Annotated in this window: 18 protein-coding genes and 1 riboswitch; of the genes, 10 read left to right on the forward strand and 8 right to left on the reverse strand. The window is 72.3% G+C overall.

What is annotated here, in order from left to right; translation table 11 throughout:
* Nucleotides 1–202: 202 nt before the first annotated feature.
* From NBY69_RS24720 to thiO, 3 genes are all read right to left on the reverse strand, one after another.
* Nucleotides 203–997, reverse strand: a complete 795-nt coding sequence (locus NBY69_RS24720; protein ID WP_250303678.1) for a thiazole synthase — start codon at nt 995–997, stop codon at nt 203–205.
* Between the two features lie 7 nt (nt 998–1,004).
* Complete coding sequence (gene thiS, locus NBY69_RS24725; protein ID WP_250303679.1) at nt 1,005–1,205, reverse strand: sulfur carrier protein ThiS; 201 nt, start codon at nt 1,203–1,205, stop codon at nt 1,005–1,007.
* A complete protein-coding gene (gene thiO, locus NBY69_RS24730; protein ID WP_250303680.1) occupies nt 1,202–2,380 on the reverse strand; it encodes a glycine oxidase ThiO in 1,179 nt (392 codons plus the stop codon). Before thiO ends, thiS begins: the two co-directional genes overlap by 4 nt.
* A riboswitch (TPP riboswitch) is annotated at nt 2,378–2,490 on the reverse strand. It overlaps the preceding gene by 3 nt.
* 50 nt (nt 2,491–2,540) lie before the next feature.
* Between thiO and NBY69_RS24735 the strand changes: the two genes are divergently transcribed.
* The 7 genes from NBY69_RS24735 to NBY69_RS24765 all read left to right on the forward strand — a co-directional run bounded on the left by NBY69_RS24735 (nt 2,541) and on the right by NBY69_RS24765 (nt 9,236).
* Nucleotides 2,541–2,882, forward strand: coding sequence for a hypothetical protein (locus tag NBY69_RS24735; protein ID WP_250303681.1), 342 nt, complete (start codon nt 2,541–2,543; stop codon nt 2,880–2,882).
* Between the two features lie 28 nt (nt 2,883–2,910).
* Nucleotides 2,911–4,161: an NAD(P)/FAD-dependent oxidoreductase gene (locus NBY69_RS24740; RefSeq protein WP_250303682.1), complete on the forward strand. Its 1,251-nt coding sequence runs from the start codon at nt 2,911–2,913 to the stop codon at nt 4,159–4,161.
* A gap of 137 nt (nt 4,162–4,298) precedes the next feature.
* Nucleotides 4,299–6,044 carry a peptide-N4-asparagine amidase gene (locus NBY69_RS24745; RefSeq protein ID WP_250303683.1) on the forward strand — a complete coding sequence of 582 codons (1,746 nt, stop codon included), beginning with the start codon at nt 4,299–4,301 and terminating at the stop codon, nt 6,042–6,044.
* A gap of 55 nt (nt 6,045–6,099) precedes the next feature.
* A complete protein-coding gene (locus tag NBY69_RS24750; protein ID WP_250303684.1) occupies nt 6,100–6,465 on the forward strand; it encodes an Rv2175c family DNA-binding protein in 366 nt (121 codons plus the stop codon).
* A gap of 96 nt (nt 6,466–6,561) precedes the next feature.
* Nucleotides 6,562–7,212, forward strand: coding sequence for a thiamine phosphate synthase (gene thiE / locus NBY69_RS24755; protein WP_250303685.1), 651 nt, complete (start codon nt 6,562–6,564; stop codon nt 7,210–7,212).
* Nucleotides 7,213–7,313: 101 nt separating this feature from the next.
* On the forward strand, nt 7,314–8,231 hold the full coding sequence (metF, locus tag NBY69_RS24760; RefSeq protein WP_250303686.1) for a methylenetetrahydrofolate reductase [NAD(P)H]: 918 nt from the start codon (nt 7,314–7,316) through the stop codon (nt 8,229–8,231).
* A 51-nt stretch (nt 8,232–8,282) separates the two neighbouring features.
* Nucleotides 8,283–9,236, forward strand: a complete 954-nt coding sequence (locus NBY69_RS24765; RefSeq protein WP_250303687.1) for a hypothetical protein — start codon at nt 8,283–8,285, stop codon at nt 9,234–9,236.
* Nucleotides 9,237–9,329: 93 nt separating this feature from the next.
* Here the strand turns inward: NBY69_RS24765 and NBY69_RS24770 are convergent, their stop codons facing one another.
* A complete protein-coding gene (locus tag NBY69_RS24770) occupies nt 9,330–10,742 on the reverse strand; it encodes an NAD(P)/FAD-dependent oxidoreductase (protein ID WP_250303688.1) in 1,413 nt (470 codons plus the stop codon).
* A 418-nt stretch (nt 10,743–11,160) separates the two neighbouring features.
* Complete coding sequence (locus tag NBY69_RS24775) at nt 11,161–11,766, reverse strand: TetR/AcrR family transcriptional regulator (protein WP_250303689.1); 606 nt, start codon at nt 11,764–11,766, stop codon at nt 11,161–11,163.
* A gap of 152 nt (nt 11,767–11,918) precedes the next feature.
* Between NBY69_RS24775 and NBY69_RS24780 the strand changes: the two genes are divergently transcribed.
* The 3 genes from NBY69_RS24780 (at nt 11,919) to NBY69_RS24790 (ending at nt 14,012) form a co-directional block, all read left to right on the forward strand.
* On the forward strand, nt 11,919–12,518 hold the full coding sequence (locus NBY69_RS24780) for an SAV_6107 family HEPN domain-containing protein (RefSeq protein ID WP_250303690.1): 600 nt from the start codon (nt 11,919–11,921) through the stop codon (nt 12,516–12,518).
* Nucleotides 12,519–12,612: 94 nt separating this feature from the next.
* On the forward strand, nt 12,613–13,371 hold the full coding sequence (locus NBY69_RS24785; protein ID WP_250303691.1) for a methyltransferase: 759 nt from the start codon (nt 12,613–12,615) through the stop codon (nt 13,369–13,371).
* A gap of 248 nt (nt 13,372–13,619) precedes the next feature.
* A complete protein-coding gene (locus NBY69_RS24790; RefSeq protein WP_250303692.1) occupies nt 13,620–14,012 on the forward strand; it encodes a DUF3040 domain-containing protein in 393 nt (130 codons plus the stop codon).
* Between the two features lie 104 nt (nt 14,013–14,116).
* On the opposite strand, the gene NBY69_RS24795 is transcribed toward NBY69_RS24790, so the two are convergent.
* Genes NBY69_RS24795 through NBY69_RS24805 form a run of 3 tightly spaced genes read right to left on the reverse strand, consistent with a single transcriptional unit; the run spans nt 14,117 to nt 18,899 of the window.
* A complete protein-coding gene (locus NBY69_RS24795; RefSeq protein WP_250303693.1) occupies nt 14,117–16,537 on the reverse strand; it encodes a DUF3488 and transglutaminase-like domain-containing protein in 2,421 nt (806 codons plus the stop codon).
* Nucleotides 16,534–17,901: a DUF58 domain-containing protein gene (locus NBY69_RS24800; protein WP_250303694.1), complete on the reverse strand. Its 1,368-nt coding sequence runs from the start codon at nt 17,899–17,901 to the stop codon at nt 16,534–16,536. The genes NBY69_RS24795 and NBY69_RS24800 overlap by 4 nt, the downstream gene beginning before the upstream one ends.
* Complete coding sequence (locus NBY69_RS24805; protein WP_250303695.1) at nt 17,901–18,899, reverse strand: MoxR family ATPase; 999 nt, start codon at nt 18,897–18,899, stop codon at nt 17,901–17,903. Before NBY69_RS24805 ends, NBY69_RS24800 begins: the two co-directional genes overlap by 1 nt.
* Nucleotides 18,900–19,088 lie beyond the last annotated feature (189 nt).

Consider the following 19,088-nt stretch of genomic DNA (forward strand, 5'->3'; position numbering starts at 1 on the left):
CCCGCCCGCCCGCCTGCCCTGCCCGTCCGCCCTGCCCGCCCGCCTGCCCGTGCGGCTGTCTTGCCTTCCAGCCCGTCCGGCGATTGAGGACAAAGGGGGCCCCGGGGGCGAGGCCCCCGGTTACGGGAAGGGGCGGGGAGGGGAACGAGCCCCGCGCAGCGGCCCCCGCCCCGCGCAGCGACCCCGCCCCTTCCCGCCCACCTCAGAACGCGGGCCGCTCCGGATCCAGCTCCGCCCGCCCGTCCACCGGCGACGACGCCCGCGCGAAGTGCCGCCGGGGAATCCGCCCCGCCCGGTACGCCAGCCGCCCCGCCTCCACCCCCCGCCGCATCGCCGACGCCATCAGCTCCGGCTCCTGCGCCCGCGTCACCGCCGACGCCAGCATCACCGCCGCACACCCCAGCTCCATCGCCAGCGTCACGTCCGACGCGGTGCCCGCCCCCGCGTCGAGGATCACCGGCACGCCCGCCTGCTCCACGATCAGCTGGAAGTTGTGCGGGTTGCGGATCCCGAGGCCGGAGCCGATGGGCGAGCCCAGCGGCATGACGGCCGCGCAGCCCGCGTCCTCCAGCCTGCGGGCGAGGACCGGGTCGTCGTTCGTGTACGGGAGCACGGTGAAGCCGTCGTCCACCAGCGTCTCCGCCGCGTCGAGCAGCTCGACCGGGTCGGGCAGCAGGGTGCGTTCGTCCGCGACGACCTCCAGCTTGATCCAGTCGGTGCCGAGCGCCTCGCGGGCCAGGCGCGCGGTCAGGACCGCCTCGCCCGCCGTGAAGCAGCCCGCCGTGTTCGGCAGGACCCGGATGGAGAGCCGGTCGAGTACGGAGAGCACCGAGCCCTGGACCGTCGGATCGAGGCGGCGCATCGCGACCGTGGTGAGTTCGGTGCCGGACGCGATCAGGGACCGCTCCAGCACGTCGAGGCTGGGGGCGCCGCCGGTCCCCATGATCAGCCGGGACGAGAGGACGGCGTCCGCGAGGGTGAGGGGATCATCTGCCATGTCCGGTTCAGCCTCCTTGGACTGCTGTGAGGATTTCGACGCGGTCGCCGTCGCCGAGCGTGGTGTCAGGCCACTGGCCGCGCGGTACGACCGTCTCGTTGACCGCAGCCGCCACACCCGACGGCGCGCCGGTCAGGCCGGCCACCAGCAGGTCGAGGGTGGTGCCGGGCGCGACCGGCCGTACCGCGCCGTTGACGGACACGTTCATGCGGACTGCTCCTGTCGTACGGGCGGATGTCGCACGGGCGGGAAGCGCCGGGGGGTGAAGGGGCGGGCCTCGGGCGGCAGCGCCCCGTCGGCCAGCAGGTCCGCCATCGCGTCGCCGGTGACGGGGGTGAGCAGGACGCCGTTGCGGAAGTGGCCGGTGGCCAGATGGAGTCCGGGCAGCGCGGTGGGGCCGAGCAGCGGCGCGTTGTCGGGGGAGGTCGGACGCAGCCCGGCGCAGGTCTCCGTGAACCGCAGTTCGGTGACACCGGGCACCAGCTCATGGGCGTCCCGCAGCAGTTCGTACACCCCGCCCGCGGTGACCGTGGTGTCCCAGCCCAGCTCCTCGCTGGTCGCGCCGATGACGAGCTCGCCGTTCTCCCGCGGTACGAGATAGAGGTGGCTGCCCCGGACCACCGCGCGGACCGTCCGGCTGAGGAACGGGGCGTACCCGGGCGGCACCGTCAGCCGCAGGACCTGCCCCTTGACCGGGCGTACCGGTGGCAGGACTTCCGCGGGCACCCCGGCGAGCCGGCCGCTGAGGCTGCCGGCCGCCAGTACCACCTGGCCGGCGGTGAGCGCGGTGCCGTCGGCCAGAACGGCGCCGGTGGCCCGGTCGCGCAGCACCGTCAGGCGTTCCGCCCAGCCCCGGTGGAAGACGACTCCGGCCCGCTCGCACGCGGTGACCAGGGCCTTCGCCAGCCGCCGCGGGTCGACCTGGTGGTCGCCGTCCACCCGGAGCCCGCCGCGTACGCCCGGCGCGAGCATCGGCTCCAGGCGCCGGCATTCGCGTCCGGTGAGCCAGGCGGAGTCCAGCCCCGAACGGAGCTGGAGCGCGTGCAGGTCCCGCAGTTGTGCGCGGTCGTCGGCATCGAGCGCGACGGCGAGCGTGCCGCAGGCGCGGTAGCCGATGTCCTGGCCGGAGGCCTCCGTCAGCTCGGCGGCGAATGCCGGATAGCGGCGGGCCGACTCCAGGTTGAGGCCGAGCAGGAGCTGCTCGCCGTGGTGCAGTTCGGTGACGGCGGCCAGCATGCCCGCGGCCACCTGCGCCGCTCCGCCGCCCGGTTCCGGATCGGCGACCGCGGTACGCAGTCCGCGCTGTGCGGACCGCCAGGCGGTGACAAGTCCGATGATCCCGCCCCCGACGACCAGTACGTCCGAGGATGTGTGCGCGTGCATAGGCGTCCAGCCCCTCCCTTCGCCGGCATGACCCGGATCAGGTTCGTACGGTCGGAGGCCGTCCAGCCTCCCTCTCAGCCCGGTACGTCCGGGCTCCCGCGAGTGGTTTAGCTTGGCAAGCCTAACCCCGCGTTCTACTCGCTGTAAGGGAGCACCGGCTGTGGCACGGTCGCTGGAAGGTCTTGTTCTCTCGCCGGTGACCGATCAGGCGCCCGGCCAGGTCGGGACGGAGACCCGGTTCACCTACCACGAACAAGCGGGCCGCATCTGGGCCGAGTACGAGGGCGGCGACATCGTCCACGGCCGTCTCGTCGGCACCCGCGAGGGCGACCGACTGGACTTCCGGTACGTCCAGTTGAAGCGCGACGGCGGCACGGCGTCCGGACACTGCGTGTCCCTCGTGACCGGACTTACCGACGGGCGGATCAGGCTCGACGAGACCTGGGAATGGGAGTCCCGGGAGGGCAGCGGGACGAGCGTGGTCGAACAACTCCCTTCCTGACGGATCGTCAGCTAATTAAGGTGGTCGGATGAGCGAGCAGCAGAGAGTCGTCATCGTCGGCGCGGGCATGGCCGGAGTGCAGACCGCGGTCGCACTGCGGGACCAGGGCTTCACCGGTACCGTCACGCTGATCGGCGAGGAGCCGCACCAGCCGTACGACAGGCCGCCGCTGTCCAAGGCGGTGCTGCTCGGCAAGGCCGAGGGATCCGCCTTCGACATCGACTTCGGGGCGCTGGGGGTCGAACTGCTGCTGGGCTGCGAGGTGTTCGGGGTGCGCCCGGGGGACCGCGAGCTGGACACGTCGCGGGGCCCCGTTCCGTACGACTCGCTCGTCGTCGCCACCGGCGCCCACCCGGTCGCGCTGCCCGGCAGCGAGGGCGTCCCCGGCGTACATCTGCTGCGCACGCTCGATGACGCCGAGGGGCTGCGGACGGTTCTCGCCGACCGGAGCGACGTGGTGGTGGTCGGGGCGGGCTGGATCGGGGCGGAGTTCGCGACGGCCGCGCGGGAGGCGGGGTGCGCGGTGACCGTCGTCGAAGCGGCCGACCGGCCGCTGGCCGGGGTGCTGCCCGCCGAGGTCGCCGCGCCGATGGCCGACTGGTACGCGGACAGCGGGGCGGAACTCGTCACGGGAGCGCGGGTGGCGCGCGTCGAGCCGGGCGCCGTCGTCCTCGCGGACGGGCGCAGGCTGTCGGCCGGGGCCGTGCTCGTCGGGATCGGGGCCCGGCCCGCGACCGGCTGGCTGGCCGGGTCCGGCATCGAACTGGGCGCCGACGGCTCGGTCACCGCCGACGACCGGCTGCGCACCTCGCTCCCCGACGTGTACGCGGTCGGCGACTGCGCCTCGTTCCCCTCCCGCCGCTTCGACGAACGGCTGCTCGTCCACCACTGGGACAACGCCCTGCAGGGGCCGCGTACGGTCGCGGCGGACGTGATCGGCGAGACGCCGCAGAGCTACGACCCGGTGCCGTACTTCTGGTCCGAGCAGTTCGGCCGCTTCGTCCAGTACGCGGGCCACCACGCGTCCGCCGACACGATGGTCCGGCGCGGCGATCCCGTCCCGGACCCGGCGCACGGCCCGGAGGGGGCGCCTCCCGCGGGTCCCGCCTGGTCGGTGTGCTGGCTGCGGGCGGGCCGGCTGGTCGCGGTGCTCGCCGTCGGCAGGCCCCGGGACCTCGCGCAGGGCCGGAAGCTGATCGAGTCGGGAGTGCCGCTCGATCCGGCGCGGGTCGCCGATCCGGCCGTGGCGCTCAAGTCCGCCGTGCTGCCGTCCTCCTGACGCCCCGCAAGTCGCACCGGTCCGCGGAGCGCGGTGTCCGGAATGCGGACAGCCTCTTGTCCGTATTCCAAGATCGATGCAATGTGCACTCGTCATTACCTGTTCATGTTCTGAACTTTGCTTCCGAAGGATGCACATTGTCTCGGCACAGATGGATCCGCGCACTGCGTGGCATCTCCACAGCCACCGCCGCCGTCGCCCTCGTCGGCGGCGTGCTGGCCGCTCCCGCCTACGCGGGCAGCGCTCCCCGGCCCGGCTCCAACCCGGCCGTCGACTACCAGGACCCGGTCGACGCGCTGCCGCCGGTCTCCCGCCCCGACACCAAGCACTGCTCGGTGACGGTGGACCACGACTTCGGGTACACCCTCGGCCAGCCGCCGTTCGCCACCACGCTGGCGCCTCCCGCCGCGTGCAAGGGCCCCTGGAACAAGGTCGTCCTCGACTGGTCGGGCAGCGTCAAGGGCCGTCAGTACGACCGCCTCGCCGCGGTCTTCGTCGGTGGCGCCGAGGTCTTCCGCACCAGCACGCCGGAGCCCGACGACGACGGCATCAGCTGGCACGTCGCCAAGGACATCACCGACTTCGCGCCGCTGCTGAAGGACCCGCAGAAGCTCCAGATGGAGCTGGGCAACGTTGTCAACGACACGTACACCGGTGTCTACAAGATCAAGCTGACGGTCACGTACTACCAGGCCGACAAGCGCCACCCGGCCGCCACCACGGCCGACCGGGTCGTGCCGCTCGGTAACACCGGTTCCACCGCCACTCCTTGGGTGGACGTCGCCAAGGGCGGCTCCGCGAGCAAGCAGGTCACCTTCCCGCGCAACCTGACGGCGGCGCGCCTCGAGGTGTACGCGCGCGGCGGCGGCTGCGACGAGCAGTGGTTCGACGCGGTCCCCGACGACCTCGCGGCCACGGCTCCGGACTACCTCTGCGGCGGCGGCCCCTACCGTGAGGTGCAGGTCTCCGTGGACGGCCGTCCGGCGGGCCTCGCCCAGCCGTACCCCGTCGTCTACTCCGGCGGCATCGTGCCCACCCTGTGGCGCCCGATCCCGGCGATCGACCAGTTCAAGACCGAGGCGTACGACATCGACCTGACGCCCTTCGCGGGTGAACTGGCCGACGGCAAGGCGCACACCGTCACCATCACCCCGTACGGCGCGGCCGACGGCTGGACCGTCGACGGCACGCTCTTCCTCGACACGGACGCGCACGCGTCCCGCACGAGCGGCCGGGTCACCACCGACACGCTCTCGCTGACGCCGAAGGTGAAGACCGAGCAGACCCCCAGGGCGGACGGCTCCACCGACGTCTCGGTGTCGGCCCGGCGTGACTGGAAGATCTCCGGCTACGTCGACACCTCGCGCGGCCGGGTCACCACGACCGTCGAGCAGAACTCCGCGTACACCAACACGGACGCGGTCTCGCCCACGGGCAGCCACCAGGTGATGCACCAGCGCGACCACGGCGCGACCACGGTGACGACCGCGCTCCGCGGCCACCGCGAAGCGCAGCGACACGCCTGGTCGTACCCCATCGACGTGGACATGGACATCCCGCTCTACGGCGACTACAACAACTACGAGATGAAGGCCGACGTCACCCAGCGTCGTGTGGTCATCGACACATCCCGGACCGGTTCGGCGCGCAACTGGCACACCGACGCGGTCACCGACGACACGGTGGACTCGACCGGCAGCCTCGTCCGTACGGACGGCGTGGTCCAGAGCGCGGACGGCGCGTCGAGCGAGGTGTACCGGGGCACCACGGACACCGGTGCCTGCTACTCGCACTCGCTGAAGACCGCACACGGCTGGGTCACGTCCGACCGGCAGTCCCACTGCCGCGTCTCCGACGTGGTCCGCGAGGCTCTGAAGGGCTGACGCCGCGAGGCGACTCCGGGTGCCGAGTGTCGGTGCGGGATGGCAGGCTTGTCCCGTGACCGAGATTGACGCAACAACCGATGCTCTCGTCCCCGCCTGGCTGCATCTTCCCGACATCGCCGAGATGTTCGACGTCGAGGTGACGCGGGTGCGCCAGCTCGTCAGGGACGGCACGCTGATCGCCGTGCGCCGTGGTGAGAACCGGGCCCTTCAGGTGCCCGCCGCTTTCATCGACGGCAGCAAGGTGGTCAAGGGGCTGGCCGGGACCCTGACGCTCCTGCGGGACGACGGCTTCAGTGACCAGGAGATGCTGGAGTGGCTCTTCACTCCCGACGAGACCCTGCCGGGCACGCCCGCGCAGGCGCTGAGCGAGAATCGCGGGACGGAGGTGAAGCGCCGGGCCCAGGCGCTCGCCCTCTGACCGGAGTGTGAACACCTTCGCGGTGTACGGACCGGGCCCGCCCCGGTCCGTACACCGCATTGTCCGTACTGCACTGTCCCTTGGGGGGAACGACCCATGTCCACGGCACCCGCAGCGCTGTCCGCCGCCCGGCTCTACCTGTGTACGGACGCGCGCAAGCGGCAGGGCGATCTCCCCGAATTCCTCGATGCCGTCCTGGCCAACGGCGTGGACATCGTCCAGCTGCGCGACAAGGGCATGGAGGCAGCCGAGGAACTCGACCACCTCCAGGTCTTCGCCGATGCCTGCCGAAGGCACGGGAAGCTGCTCGCGGTGAACGACCGGGCGGACGTGGCGCACGCCATCGCCTCCGACGTGCTGCACCTGGGCCAGGGCGACCTGCCGGTCCCCGCGGCCCGCGCGCTGCTCGGCCCCGACGTGCTCATCGGCCGCTCGACGCACGCCGAGTCCGAGGTGGACGCGGCGGCCGTCGAGGCGGGCGTCGACTATTTCTGTACCGGCCCCTGCTGGCCCACCCCGACCAAGCCGGGCCGGTACGCCCCGGGCCTCGGCCTGGTGCGGTACGCGGCCGGGCTCGCCACCGCGCGGCCCTGGTTCGCGATCGGCGGGATCGACGCGGGCAACCTGGACGAGGTGCTGGACGCGGGCGCCCGCAGGATCGTGGTCGTCAGGGCGATCACCGAGGCGGACGATCCCGCGAGCGCCGCCGCCGATCTCGCCAAGAGGGTCACCGCCCGCACCCGCTGAATCCGGCCGGTGTGTCCGAAGGGTGGACAAGTACCAGGCAAATCCGGTCATAAAGCCCAGGCGCGGTTGGGTGAGTGGCAAGCCCTGACTAATCTGCCCGTATGGCCCTTGGCACTTCCTCCACCAGAACCGACCATGCGCTGACGGTGCGTGACCTGCTCGCGACCGGCCGGACGCTGTACTCCTTCGAGTTCTGGGCGCCCAAGACCGAGAAGGGCGAGCGGAACCTGTGGAACGCGCTGCGCCGGGTCGAGGCGGTGGCCCCCAGCTTCGTCTCCGTGACGTACGGCGCGGGCGGCTCGTCGCGGGCCGGGACGGTCAGGGCCACCGAGCAGATCACCTCGAACACCACGCTCACCCCGGTCGCGCATCTGACCGCCGTCGACCACTCGGTCGCCCAGCTGCGGAACATCATCGGCCAGTACGCGGACGCCGGGATCCGGAATATCCTCGCGGTCCGCGGCGACCCGCCCGGCGACCCCATGGGGGAGTGGGTCAAGCACCCGGAGGGCGTCATGTACGCCGCCGACCTGGTGCGGCTGATCAAGGAGTCCGGCGACTTCTGTGTCGGCGTCGCCGCGTTCCCCGAGATGCACCCGCGCTCGGACAACTGGGAGAGCGACATCCGGCACTTCACCGACAAGTGCCGGGCCGGCGCCGACTACGCGATCACCCAGATGTTCTTCGATCCGGAGGACTATCTGCGGATGCGTGAGCGGATCGTCGCCGCGGGCTGTGACACCCCGGTGATCCCGGAAGTCATGCCCATCACCAATGTGCGACAGCTGGAGCGATTCGCCCAGCTCAGCAACGCGCACTTCCCCGCGAGCCTGAAAGAACGCATCCTCGCGGTCAAGGACGATCCAGCCGCTGTACGCTCCATTGGCATCGAGTTCGCTACGGAGTTCTGCGCGAGGCTGCTCTCCGAGGATGTCCCTGGGCTGCACTTCATCACGCTGAACAACTCCACGGCGACCCTCGAAATCTACGAGAATCTCGGACTGCACAAGCAGTCCTGACCGGCCTACCCGCTCCACCCCCAGGGCGGCGGCCGTAAGAGGGGGGCGTATATGGGCTGGACGGTCCTCTATGTCGGGTTCGGATTCGTCGCGCTGTGGCTGCTGGGCGAAGTACTGCTCCAGTACAAGGCGAGACTGCGCTGGCGCCTGCTCGCCTTCACCGGCTTCCTCGGTGTGGTCGTGGGCGTACTGCTGCACTCGGTGCCGGTGATCGTGATGGGCGCCATCGCCTTCGCGGTCGGCCAGCTGTACGTCACTCTCTCCTTCCGGCAGGGCTTCTCCACGGGCTGGGCCATAGGAGGCTCTCCCCGGGTGAGCCGACGCCGCCGGGGCAGCGCCGAGGGCGCCACGAAGGAACCGACGCTCGAAGTCTCGGACCTGGAGTACGGCCCGGCCGACCAGGACGCGCACGACCCGCAGGACGAGAACGCCTTCCCGCAGCACGGCCAGGACCAGCAGGGCGAGCAGTCGTCGTACGGCACGGCGGAACAGCCCGCCTACAGCGAGTACGGCTACAGCGAGAACGCCTACGCACAGGCCGCGTACCAGCCGGTGGCCGCCGGGGCCGAGGAGTCCACCGGGGCGGGCGTCTACGCCCCGCAGCCGTTGCCGGACGACACCGGGCAGTACGGGATATACAGCGACACCGCGTACGGGGCCGCCGCGCAGTACGGCAGCGGCGAGGCCACCGGCCCGGACCAGCACGGGCAGCAGTACCCCGGGCAGTACGGGTACGGAGCCGACCAGCAGCAGTACGCCGCCTACTCGGACCCGTACATCGGCGCGGGCCAGCCCATGTACGACAACTCCTACGGCGGCCGGCAGCAGTACGCCGATCCGTACGCCGAGCAGTACGCCAACGACACCCCGCCCGGCGGGGTCTGGGTCCCCCAGCAGCGGGACACCGAGCCGCCCTTCGGCGCGCCGGATCAGCCGGCGAACGAGCCGCACCACAACGGCTACCACGGGTACCCCGACCACGACGGGCAGCAGCCCCGGTACTGACGCCGCGTCAAGTCCCGTACGGGGCAAGGGAGCCGGATCGGGCGAGGGGGCCGGCGGAGGGCGCGGCGGCTCCCCGAAGGCCCGGCGCGGCGCTCACTGCGAGCCGCGGAACCCCTCGCCCTCGACGATCAGGCCGGCGGCCAGCGCCCCGGACATCCCGGCGTGGGGCAGCCCGCCCCCGGGATGCGACCAGCCGCCCACGAAGCTGAGACCGGACAGCGGCGACCGGTTGGGCGCGGGCAGCAACTGCCCGTGCGCACCGGCCAGCGCCGGTCCCGGTACCCGGAGCGTGCCGGTCTCCCGCAGGGTGTCGGCCGGGGTCCGCACCTCCCGCCACAGGACCCGCTCGCGAAGTCCGGGCACCGCGGCCTCGGCCGCGGCCACCACCCGGTCGGCGAACCCGGGCGGAACCTCGTCCGCCGCGCCGTCCGTGACCGGGACCGTGACGGTCAGGGTGAGCGCCTCGTGGCCCTCGCCGGGGACGAGTTCGGGGTCGCCGGGGCGCAGTACCGTCACCATCGGCAGGTCCTCGTCCGCCCGGTGCACCACGGTGCGGTGCACGGCGTCGGCGGGCCGTTCCCCGCGCAGGGCCAGACAGACCACGACCCGGCCGGTACGCGGGCCCGCCTCCCGCTGCGGCCAGGAGACCGACCGCACCGGGGCACCCGCCACCACCTGGTCCGCCACCACGCGCTGCCCGTCGGCCAGTTCGAGACCGCAGGCCCGGCCGTCCTTCTCGGTGACGTCCACCACCTCGGAGCCGAAGACGAACTCGACCCTCCTGGCCAGGCACCGCTGGTACACCGCGTCCGCCAGCGCGCGCATCCCGCCGCGCACGTACCAGTTGCCGAAGGTCTGCTCCATGTACGGCAGTACGGCCGCCGAGGCGGGCACCGTCAGCGGATCGAAGCCGTACGACAGCGCGTAACTCCCCAGCAGCGCCGCCAGCCGGGGGTCGCGCAGCTCCCTGCTGCCCACCTCGGCGAGCGTGGACGCGCTGCGCCGCAGCAGACCGGTCCTGAGCGCCGGATACGGGTCGTCGCCGAGGGGGGCGGGATCGGCGGGCAGCGGCTCTTCGAGGAGCGGGCGCCTGGTCCGGTCCCAGGTGACCCGCGCCCGGTCCAGGAACTCACCCCAGCGGGCGCCCGCACCGCCGCCCAGCGCCGCATCGAGGGCTGCCACGACCCCGGCCCGTGAGGCGTTCGGCAGCAGGACGTCGCTGCCGTCGGCGAAGAGATGGCGGCTCGCCGGATCCACCTGGACCAGCTCGACGCACTTCTCCAGCGGCTCCCGGCCGGTCTTGACGAACAAGTCGCGGTAGACGGCGGGCAATTGGAGCAGTCCGGGCCCGGTGTCGAAGGCGAATCCGTCCCGTTCGAAGCGGCGTACCGCCCCGCCGTACGTCGACGAGCGCTCGTACACCGTCACCCGGTGGCCTGCCACAGCCAGCCGGGCGGCAGCCGCCATGGCGCCCATCCCGGCGCCGATCACCGCAATCCGTGCCATGACAGGAACTCTAGACGGCCACTGCGCCGGGGTGAGCCCGCGTCCACAGGTCTGAGTACCTGTACCTAGTCGCCGAGATGAGTAATTGCGCGGATGGGCTCCCACCTGCGCGGACGGCAGAGTGTGGGACACGGAAGGGGCGCGGCGCCGGCACTGCCGACACGGGGCGGCGGAACGGTGCGGCTCCCCTGCCGAGTACGGAAAGGTACGGGGGAGCACCACGGGGGAGTACGAAGAAGCGCCGCTCCGGTACGGCTCGGAAGGATTCGGGCCCGGCCGGGACGGCGCTCTTTCGTTGCCGTCCCGGCCGGGCCCGAACCCCGAGGCCCCCGACCTGCGGCCCCCGACCTGCGGTCCCTGTCCTGCGGTTCCGTCCTCTGGTTCCGCCGCTGGTTCCGCACGGGCGCCGAGGGGCGGGTCAGCGCCCGCCGACCCGCCCGTGCAGCAACCGCGAGAGGGCCGCGTGGACCTCGTCGACCGACCGGTCGGGCTGGAACGACTGCCAGTCCAGCGCGGCCACCAGCACCATCCCGACCAGCGCCGCGGCCGTCAGCGGAGTGTCGATGTCCTCGCCCAGCTCACCGTCCTCCACGGCTTCGCGCAGCACGGTCTCGACCACGGCGACCGCTTCCTGCCGCAGTTCGAGCAGGGTCGGCTGCCAGGCCCGGTTGGTACGCCACAGTTCGGCGACGTAGAGCTGGGTGAAGGCCGGATGGCGGTCGATGAAGACCAGACCGGACCGGATCATGGCGTCCAGCGCCTCCACCTTGGTGCCGCCGCGCTCCGCCGTTCCGTCGGCCGCCGACCGCAGGGCCGTGGTGAGCAGCCCCACGCCGTACCGCAGCAGCTCCTCGAAGAGGACGCTCTTGCTCGCGAAGTTGTAGTAGACCGTGCCCTTCGCGACGCCTGCGCGCTCGGCGATCTCCTCCACCGTCGTCGCCGAGAACCCCTTCTCCGCGATGAGGGTGACAGCTGCCTCGTACAGCTTCCGGCGGGTGGCCTGCCGTCTGGTGCTGGTGTCCATGGGGCGAATTCTCACAGGTCCGCCGAGCGCGGGAGCCACCCGCCCCGGGCGCGGTGGTGGGCGCGAAGACACTGGTCAGAGCCGATTGTCAGTGGTGACCTGCACAGTGGGCACATACGGCCACAGCGCCGTCACACGACAGGAGGTTCGTCATGGCCGGCTCGAACGCCTCAGCAGCGCACAGGCACCGTGTCACCGTCCCTGCCCCTGCCCCCGCCCTCACGTCTCTGCCTTCGCCTCCGTCCCCACCGTCGTCCGCGTCCGCGCCTTCACCTTCGTCTTCGTGGAGCGGCCCGGCGGGCGACATCCACCCCGTCCCGCGCCGTACGACGGCCCCGCCTGCCGCCCTGGATCTGCTGACCCAGGCGCGGGCGGGACTCGACGAAGCCGCCGCCCTCGCCTCGCCGAACGAGCGCTATGCCACCGCCCATCTCGCGGCCCTGCGGACGGCCGCCGCGGTGCTCGCCGCGCGGGCCCGCCCCGAGACGGCCCCGCGCCGCAGGCAGCGCATCCGTACGGCCTGGGAGATCCTGCCGGAGATCGCCCCCGAGCTGACCGAGTGGAGCGCGCTGTTCGCCTCGGGCGCGCCCCGCAGGGCCAGGGCGGAGGCCGGGATACCGGGCGCCGCGGGCACCCGCGACGCCGACGACCTGTTGCGTGACGCGGCGATGTTCCTGCGCCTGGTCGAACGGCTCCTCGTCATCCAGCCGGTGCTGCCGCATCCCGGGACGGAGCGCCCGCACGCGGGGTGACCAGGGGGAGCTTCGAAGGCAATAGGGTGGGAGCCAGTCTTTGCTGTCTACGGCCCGCCGTCCGCGGCGGCACCGCGCCGAGGAGTCAACCCCCGTGTCGGACCAGCTGCGCCCCCGCGCCTCCCTTCGTACCGCCGTGGTGTGGGACGTACTCAAGGACGCTCTCGACCGCAGGGCCGAAGCGACCGGCCGGGACACCCTGGACGTCCTCGACACCGGGGGCGGCACCGGCAACTTCGCGGTGCCCGTCGCCCGCCTCGGCCACCGTGTCACCGTGGTCGACCCCAGCCCCAACGCCCTGTTCGGACTTGAGCGCAGGGCGGCGGAGGCCGGAGTGGCCGACCAGGTGCGCGGGGTGCAGGGAGACGTGCTCGGGCTGTTCGACGTGGTGGAGCGCGGCGGGTACGACGCGGTGCTCTGCCACGGCGTCCTCGAATACGTGGAGGACCCGGCCGAGGGCGTCAGGAACGCGGTCGACGCGCTCCGCCCGGCGGGTGCGCTCAGCCTGCTCGCCGCCGGGCTCGGCGGGGCCGTCCTGGCCAGGGCGCTGGCCGGACACTTCAGCGAGGCCCGGCAGGCGCTCACCGACCCGGCAGGGCGCTGGGGCGAGGGCGACCCGGTACCGCGCCGGTTCACCGCCGAGCAGCTCACCGGGCTGGTCGCCGCGGCCGGTGTGGAGGTCGGCGCGGTGCACGGGGTCCGGGTCTTCGCCGACCTCGTCCCCGGTGTCCTGGTCGACACCGAGCCGGGCGCCCTGGAAGCGCTGCTGAAGCTGGAGGCAGCCGCAGCGGAGCAGCCCGCCTTCCACTCGGTCGCCACCCAGCTGCACGTACTGGGCGAGAAGCAGGGCTGATCAGCACCGCAGTCGCGTACGGAGTGGGTCACAGGCCCCCCGATCGGGGGCTGGTCCCCGTATGATCGGGGTAACCATCCGGCATGACGGTCCGGCCGTCGGGGAATGCACGCCTCGACAGCCGTGCCTGCGTGGTGGCCCGGATGGTGAATTGGCGTAGAGGGCGGGTATCACGGGGGCGATTCCCTGCCTATTCTGGAAAGGCCGCATCACGGTCGCCCCCCGCGACCGACGAGTAGGAGGACTCCGTGCCGCTCTCGGAGCACGAGCAGCGCATGCTCGAGCAGATGGAGCGAGCGCTGTACGCCGAAGATCCCAAGTTCGCGACAGCGCTTGAGGGAAGCGGGCTGCGTACGTACACCCGTCGTCGGGTGTATCAGGCGGTCGCTGGCTTTCTGGTGGGTATCGCGCTCCTCATGGCCGGAATGGTCGCCCAGCAGATCTGGATCAGCGTGGTGGGGTTCCTCGTCATGCTCGGCTGCGCAGTGCTTGCGGTCACCGGATGGCGCAAAGCGCCCAAGCCCGGTGAACAACCACAGGCCGGAGGCCCGGTCGCGGGCCGGCAATCCAGGAAACACCGGTCGGTGATGACCCGTATCGAGGAGCGGTGGCAGCGCCGCCGCGATGAACAGGGGCACTGAGCACGCAGCCGGGCGGAACGTACAGACGGACGTACAGGTGAGGGGCGACCGCTTCCGGGCGGTCGCCCCTCACCTGTACGCCGGCGTCCGATCAGCCGGGCCGATCAGCCGCGCCGCCCGGCCGGTCGCCGTACGGTCGCCGCCCACCGGCCGAGTCCCGCGCGGCGTTCCCTCCAGCGGCCCGCGGACGCCTCCCGGCGCCGGGAGATCTCCCACACCACCCGTACGGACGAGCGGGGAGCGAGCACTGCGCGGAGCCGCGTCGTCCACCCCGCACCGGCCCGCAGAGCGGCCCGGATCTGCCGGACGTCCTCGGTGAGGCCGCCCACCTCGCCGGGCAGCGGCGCGTACAGCACCTGCTCCACCGCACCCGCCACCCGGTGCACCGCTTCGGCAGCCCGGCCGGTCAGCTCACCGACCCGCACGATGTGCGCCGCTGTCCTGCGGGGCGTCTGTGACTCGTCGGGGGTGATCCCGTGGTCCCAGGCCGAGTCGGTGATCTCCCGCCAGGCGGCCAGCGTCCGGTGAGCGGCGTCCGCGGGCGTCCGCCCACCGGACCCCAGCCGTCGTGACCTCGCCCTGGTCCGCCACAGCATCGGCAGCGAGAGCAGCAGGACGACGAGGACCGCGGCCAGCACGCCGCCCACCACCGGCCCCAGCGGGGTCCCCTGGTCGACGGGCGGCACACCGCCCCCCTGCGCCGCCGCACCGCAGTCGTTCAGCTTGCGCATCTGCGGCGGGCAGGCGGCCGTCGCAGACGGCGTCGCGGCCGGTGCCGCCGAGGTGGTGGCCTCCGGCCTGGCCGGGGCCACCGGACCGTCGGACGAGTTGTCCGCACGGGTGTAGGACGGAACGGAGCCGCGCGTCGGGGTGGGCTCGAACCGGGTCCAGCCCACGCCCTCGAAGTACAGCTCCGGCCAGGCGTGAGCGTCACGGAGCCCGACCGACATCGTGCCGTCCGGCTGTGCGGTGCCCGGCGTGAAGCCGACCGCCACCCGGGCGGGGATGTGCAGGGTCCTGGCCATCGCCGCCATCGAGAAGGCGAAATGGACGCAGAAGCCCTGCTTCTGCTTCAGGAAGCGGGCGATCGCGGAGGTTCCGGTGCCCGACTGCACCTGGGTGTCGTAGGTGAACCCGCCGTCCGACGCGAACCAGTCCTGCATCTTGACCGCACGCTCGTAGTCGTTCGTGGCGCCGGCCGTCACCTGCTCCGCGGTCTTCTTCACCACGTCCGGCAGCGAGTCCGGCACCCGTGTGTACTCACGCAGCAGCGCGCCCGTCGGCTGCGGGGCCGCGGCCAGCTGGGCCGCCGTCGGCTGTACGAGCAGACTGCTCACCCCGTACTGCACACCGCGAGTGGTCTGTCCCCGGTCGCCCACCAGGGTCCGCCCGGCCGGCTCGAAGCGCCAGCGTCCCTTGATGTCCACCTTCGTCGCCGGGTACGGGAGCGGCAGCCAGTTCTGCGCGTACCATCCCGCGGCCGAGATATTGGTCTTCACCTCGGTGGTGGCGACCTCCGGGCTCAGCCCCGCCGGTCTGGGCAGTTCCTCCGGCACGTCCCCGATGCGGCGCTCCGACGACTTCCACGCGGTGCCGTCGAACTCGTCGAGCGAGACGATCCGCAGATACATCCCCCCGGTGTCGCTCGCGTTGGTGCGGTAGCGCATCACCTCGCGGTCGTCGGACTGGGTGAGGCTGTTCTGCAGCGAGACCAGCGGGTTCACCGCGGAGATGGTGCCCCCGCCACCCCCGGGCCCCTTGCCCGCGCCCGTGCCGCCCAGCAGCCCGGTGTCCAGCGCCGGGAGCGCAGCGGGGATCACCAGGGCGAACCCCAGAGCCACCGCACCGATGCGCCGACCGGTACGGGCGGGCGCCGTGGGACCGCCACCGGCCTCGAACCCCATGGCGTTACGCCCCCGCCGGGCCGCCTGGCCGCCGAAGACCCGTCCCCACTGGGCGAGCCGGTCCTTCCCCTCGGCCAGCAGAAGCAGCAGATACCCGGAGGCGGCGAGGACGAACCACAGCCAGGCGGCGCCGCTCTGCGCGATACCGGCGGCGACGGAGTACAGCGCGAGCAACGGCAGCCCGGCGGGCGCCGCACTGCGGTACGTCACGGCCAGCGCGTCCACCAGCAGACCGATCAGCAGCACCCCGCCGATCAGGATCAGCCGGATGCTCTCGGTGGCCGGTGCCGGTATGGCGAAACGTCCTATGTCGTCCCCGCCCCGGCGCAGCAGCGCCCCGAGGTGCTCAACGGCCTCCGGGCCCGGCACGACGCCGCCGAAGGCCTGCCCCCTGGCGAAGATCAGGGTGAGGATCAGCAGCGCCGTCACGGCCTGGGCCGCCACCGTCATCGGCCGGGCCAGCGGTACCCGCCGGGTGAGCGCGCCCACCCCGCTCTGGACGGCCAGCACCAACGCGGCCTGCACGATCCACGACACCGGGTCGACCAGCGGCAGCAGCGCGCACGCCGCGAGCATCGTGGCGATGTAGGCGCACAGCGCCAGTCTCCCGCGGCCACTCATGACCATCCCCCAGGCGTCTCCGTCGTACCGCTGTGCCAGGCCACGGAGCCCAGGGTGCTGCGCTGCTGACCCGCCTGGCGCCACAGCTCGGCGAGCGGCACCCCGGGCCGGACCTCCAGCGCGGTCCAGCCGGCGTCCCGCAGCAGCCGCAGCCGGTGCGCACCGGCCTCCGGGGCCGTCCCGCCGCGCGCCCAGACGTCGCTGTTCAGCACGAATGCGACGGCCGCGCCGCTGCGCTGCCGCATCCGGGCGGCCACCGCGGCCTGCTCCTCGTCCAGATCGCCGAAGAAGGCGACCAGAAGTCCTTCGTTCCCGCCGCGCAGTACGTCGTACGAGCGGGAGAGCCCGGCCTCGTCGGAGTGCTCGACGACAGCCAGGGTGTCCATCATCAGCCCGGCGGAGTCCGCGGATCCCTGGACGGACCCGGCGAAACCGTCCGCACCCTCGCCCGGTACCGAACTGCCGGTATCGGTCAGCAGCCTTACCGAGAAGCCCCGTTCCAGCACGTGCACCAGCGCCGAAGCCGCCCCGGAGACCGCCCATTCGAAGGCCGAGTCGGGCCCGGCGCCCTGGTACGCACCACGGCGGGTGTCGAGCAGCACCGTGCAGCGGGCCCGCTGCGGCTGCTCCTCGCGGCGCACCATCAGCTCCCCGTAGCGCGCCGTCGAGCGCCAGTGCACCCGGCGCAGGTCGTCACCGTGCCGGTAGCCGCGAGGGATCACGTCGTCCTCGCCCGCCAGGGCGAGCGAACGCTGCCTGCCTTCGCCGTACCCGGCCGCTTCACCGGTGAGCCGTACCGGCGGCAGCGGTTCGGTCCTGGGGATGACGGTCAGGGTGTCGTGCGAACTGAACGAGCGGGTCAGCTCGCACATCCCGAACGGGTCGCTCAGCCGCAGCTGGAGCGGGCCCAGCGGATAGCGCCCGCGCAGATCCGACCGGACCCGGTAGGACACCTCACGCCGACCGCCCGCCTCCACCCGGTCGAGTACGAAGCGGGGGCGCGGCCCCAGCACGTACGGCACCCGGTCCTGGAGCATCAGCAAGCCCGTGGGCAGCCGCGAGACGTTCTCCATCCGCAGATGGACACGTGCCTCGGACCCGGCGGGCACCCGGGCGGGCGAGAGCCGTCTGCTGCCCGAGACCCGGTGGCGCGTGCGGTGCAGCACGGTGACGCAGACCAGCGGCAGCACCGCCAGCAGCAGCCCCACGCGCAGCAGGTCGCCCTGACCCAGGACGTACGCGCACGCTCCGGCGGCGACCCCGGCCGCCAGGAACGAACGGCCGCGCGTGGTCAGCCCGGACAGCGCCGTCCGCAGCCCGCCCCTGTCCTCGTCGACGGCGGTCCCGGCACCCCCGACGGTCATCACAGCCGCCGGGCGCCGGGCTGCTGACGGTTGTCGTGCGCGGGCACCGGGGTCTGCTGGACGATCTCCAGCACGACCTGCTCCGCGGTGCGGCGGCTCAACTGGGCCTGCGCGGTGGGCAGCAGTCGGTGCGCGAGCACCGCGACCGCCAGCGCCTGGACGTCGTCGGGCAGCGCGTACTCCCGTCCGCTCAGCGCCGCGGCGGCCTTCGCGGCGCGCAGCAGATGCAGCGTGGCCCGCGGGGATGCGCCGAGTCTGAGGTCCGGGTGGCTGCGGGTGGCCGTGACCAGCTGCACCGCGTACCGCCGGACCGCCTCGGCGACGTGGACCGCCCGTACCGCGTCGACGAGCTTCAGGACCTCGTGGGCGTGCGCCACCGGCTGGAGATCGTCCAGCGGCGAGACCGAACCGTGCACATCGAGCATCCGCAGCTCGGCCTCCGGGCTCGGATAACCGATGGAGACCCGGGCCATGAACCGGTCCCGCTGCGCTTCGGGCAGCGGGTACGTGCCCTCCATCTCCACCGGGTTCTGCGTGGCCACCACCATGAAAGGGCTGGGCAGTTCGTACGTCTGCCCGTCGATGGTGACCTGGCGCTCCTCCATCGATTCGAGCAGCGCCGACTGGGTCTTCGGAGAGGCGCGGTTGATCTCGTCGCCGATCACGATCTGCGCGAAGATCGCCCCCGGTTTGAACTCGAACTCGCGCCGTTGCTGGTCGAAGATCGACACACCGGTGATGTCCGACGGCAGCAGGTCGGGCGTGAACTGGATACGCCGTACCGAGCAGTCGATGGAGCGCGCCAGCGCCTTGGCGAGCATGGTCTTGCCCACGCCCGGTACGTCCTCGATGAGCAGATGCCCCTCAGCGAGAAGCACGGTCAGCGAAAGCCGTACGACCTCAGGCTTGCCCTCGATCACACCCTCCACCGACCTGCGGATGCGCTCCGCTGTGGTGGTCAGATCTGTGAGGCTCGCTCGATCGTCATAGGTCGTCACCCGGCCCTCCTCGGCCCTTCCCCCACGCTCCTGAGGAGCAGGGGATACCCCTTTCACGGACCAGGGCACTGCGCACGGCCCGGCCCACCCCGAACAGCGACGCCCCGTCCGGTGAGACCTGACGAGGTGCCGCCCCCGCATTCTTGTTGCCGTTACCGCTTCGTGTCACTTGCCTGTGGACAAGTGGGC

Source organism: Streptomyces sp. A 4/2, assembly GCF_940670765.1.
In the GTDB taxonomy this organism is placed as follows: Bacteria; Actinomycetota; Actinomycetes; order Streptomycetales; family Streptomycetaceae; genus Streptomyces.

Excerpts from the sequence above, each read along its gene's own strand:
- NBY69_RS24720 (WP_250303678.1), bottom strand. The coding sequence starts at position 997 with ATGGCAGATGATCCCCTCACCCTCGCGGACGCCGTCCTCTCGTCCCGG.
- thiS (WP_250303679.1), bottom strand. The coding sequence starts at position 1,205 with ATGAACGTGTCCGTCAACGGCGCGGTACGGCCGGTCGCGCCCGGCACC.
- thiO (WP_250303680.1), bottom strand. The coding sequence starts at position 2,380 with ATGCACGCGCACACATCCTCGGACGTACTGGTCGTCGGGGGCGGGATC.
- NBY69_RS24740 (WP_250303682.1), top strand. The coding sequence starts at position 2,911 with ATGAGCGAGCAGCAGAGAGTCGTCATCGTCGGCGCGGGCATGGCCGGA.
- thiE (WP_250303685.1), top strand. The coding sequence starts at position 6,562 with ATGTCCACGGCACCCGCAGCGCTGTCCGCCGCCCGGCTCTACCTGTGT.
- metF (WP_250303686.1), top strand. The coding sequence starts at position 7,314 with ATGGCCCTTGGCACTTCCTCCACCAGAACCGACCATGCGCTGACGGTG.
- NBY69_RS24765 (WP_250303687.1), top strand. The coding sequence starts at position 8,283 with ATGGGCTGGACGGTCCTCTATGTCGGGTTCGGATTCGTCGCGCTGTGG.
- NBY69_RS24770 (WP_250303688.1), bottom strand. The coding sequence starts at position 10,742 with ATGGCACGGATTGCGGTGATCGGCGCCGGGATGGGCGCCATGGCGGCT.
- NBY69_RS24775 (WP_250303689.1), bottom strand. The coding sequence starts at position 11,766 with ATGGACACCAGCACCAGACGGCAGGCCACCCGCCGGAAGCTGTACGAG.
- NBY69_RS24780 (WP_250303690.1), top strand. The coding sequence starts at position 11,919 with ATGGCCGGCTCGAACGCCTCAGCAGCGCACAGGCACCGTGTCACCGTC.
- NBY69_RS24795 (WP_250303693.1), bottom strand. The coding sequence starts at position 16,537 with ATGAGTGGCCGCGGGAGACTGGCGCTGTGCGCCTACATCGCCACGATG.
- NBY69_RS24800 (WP_250303694.1), bottom strand. The coding sequence starts at position 17,901 with ATGACCGTCGGGGGTGCCGGGACCGCCGTCGACGAGGACAGGGGCGGG.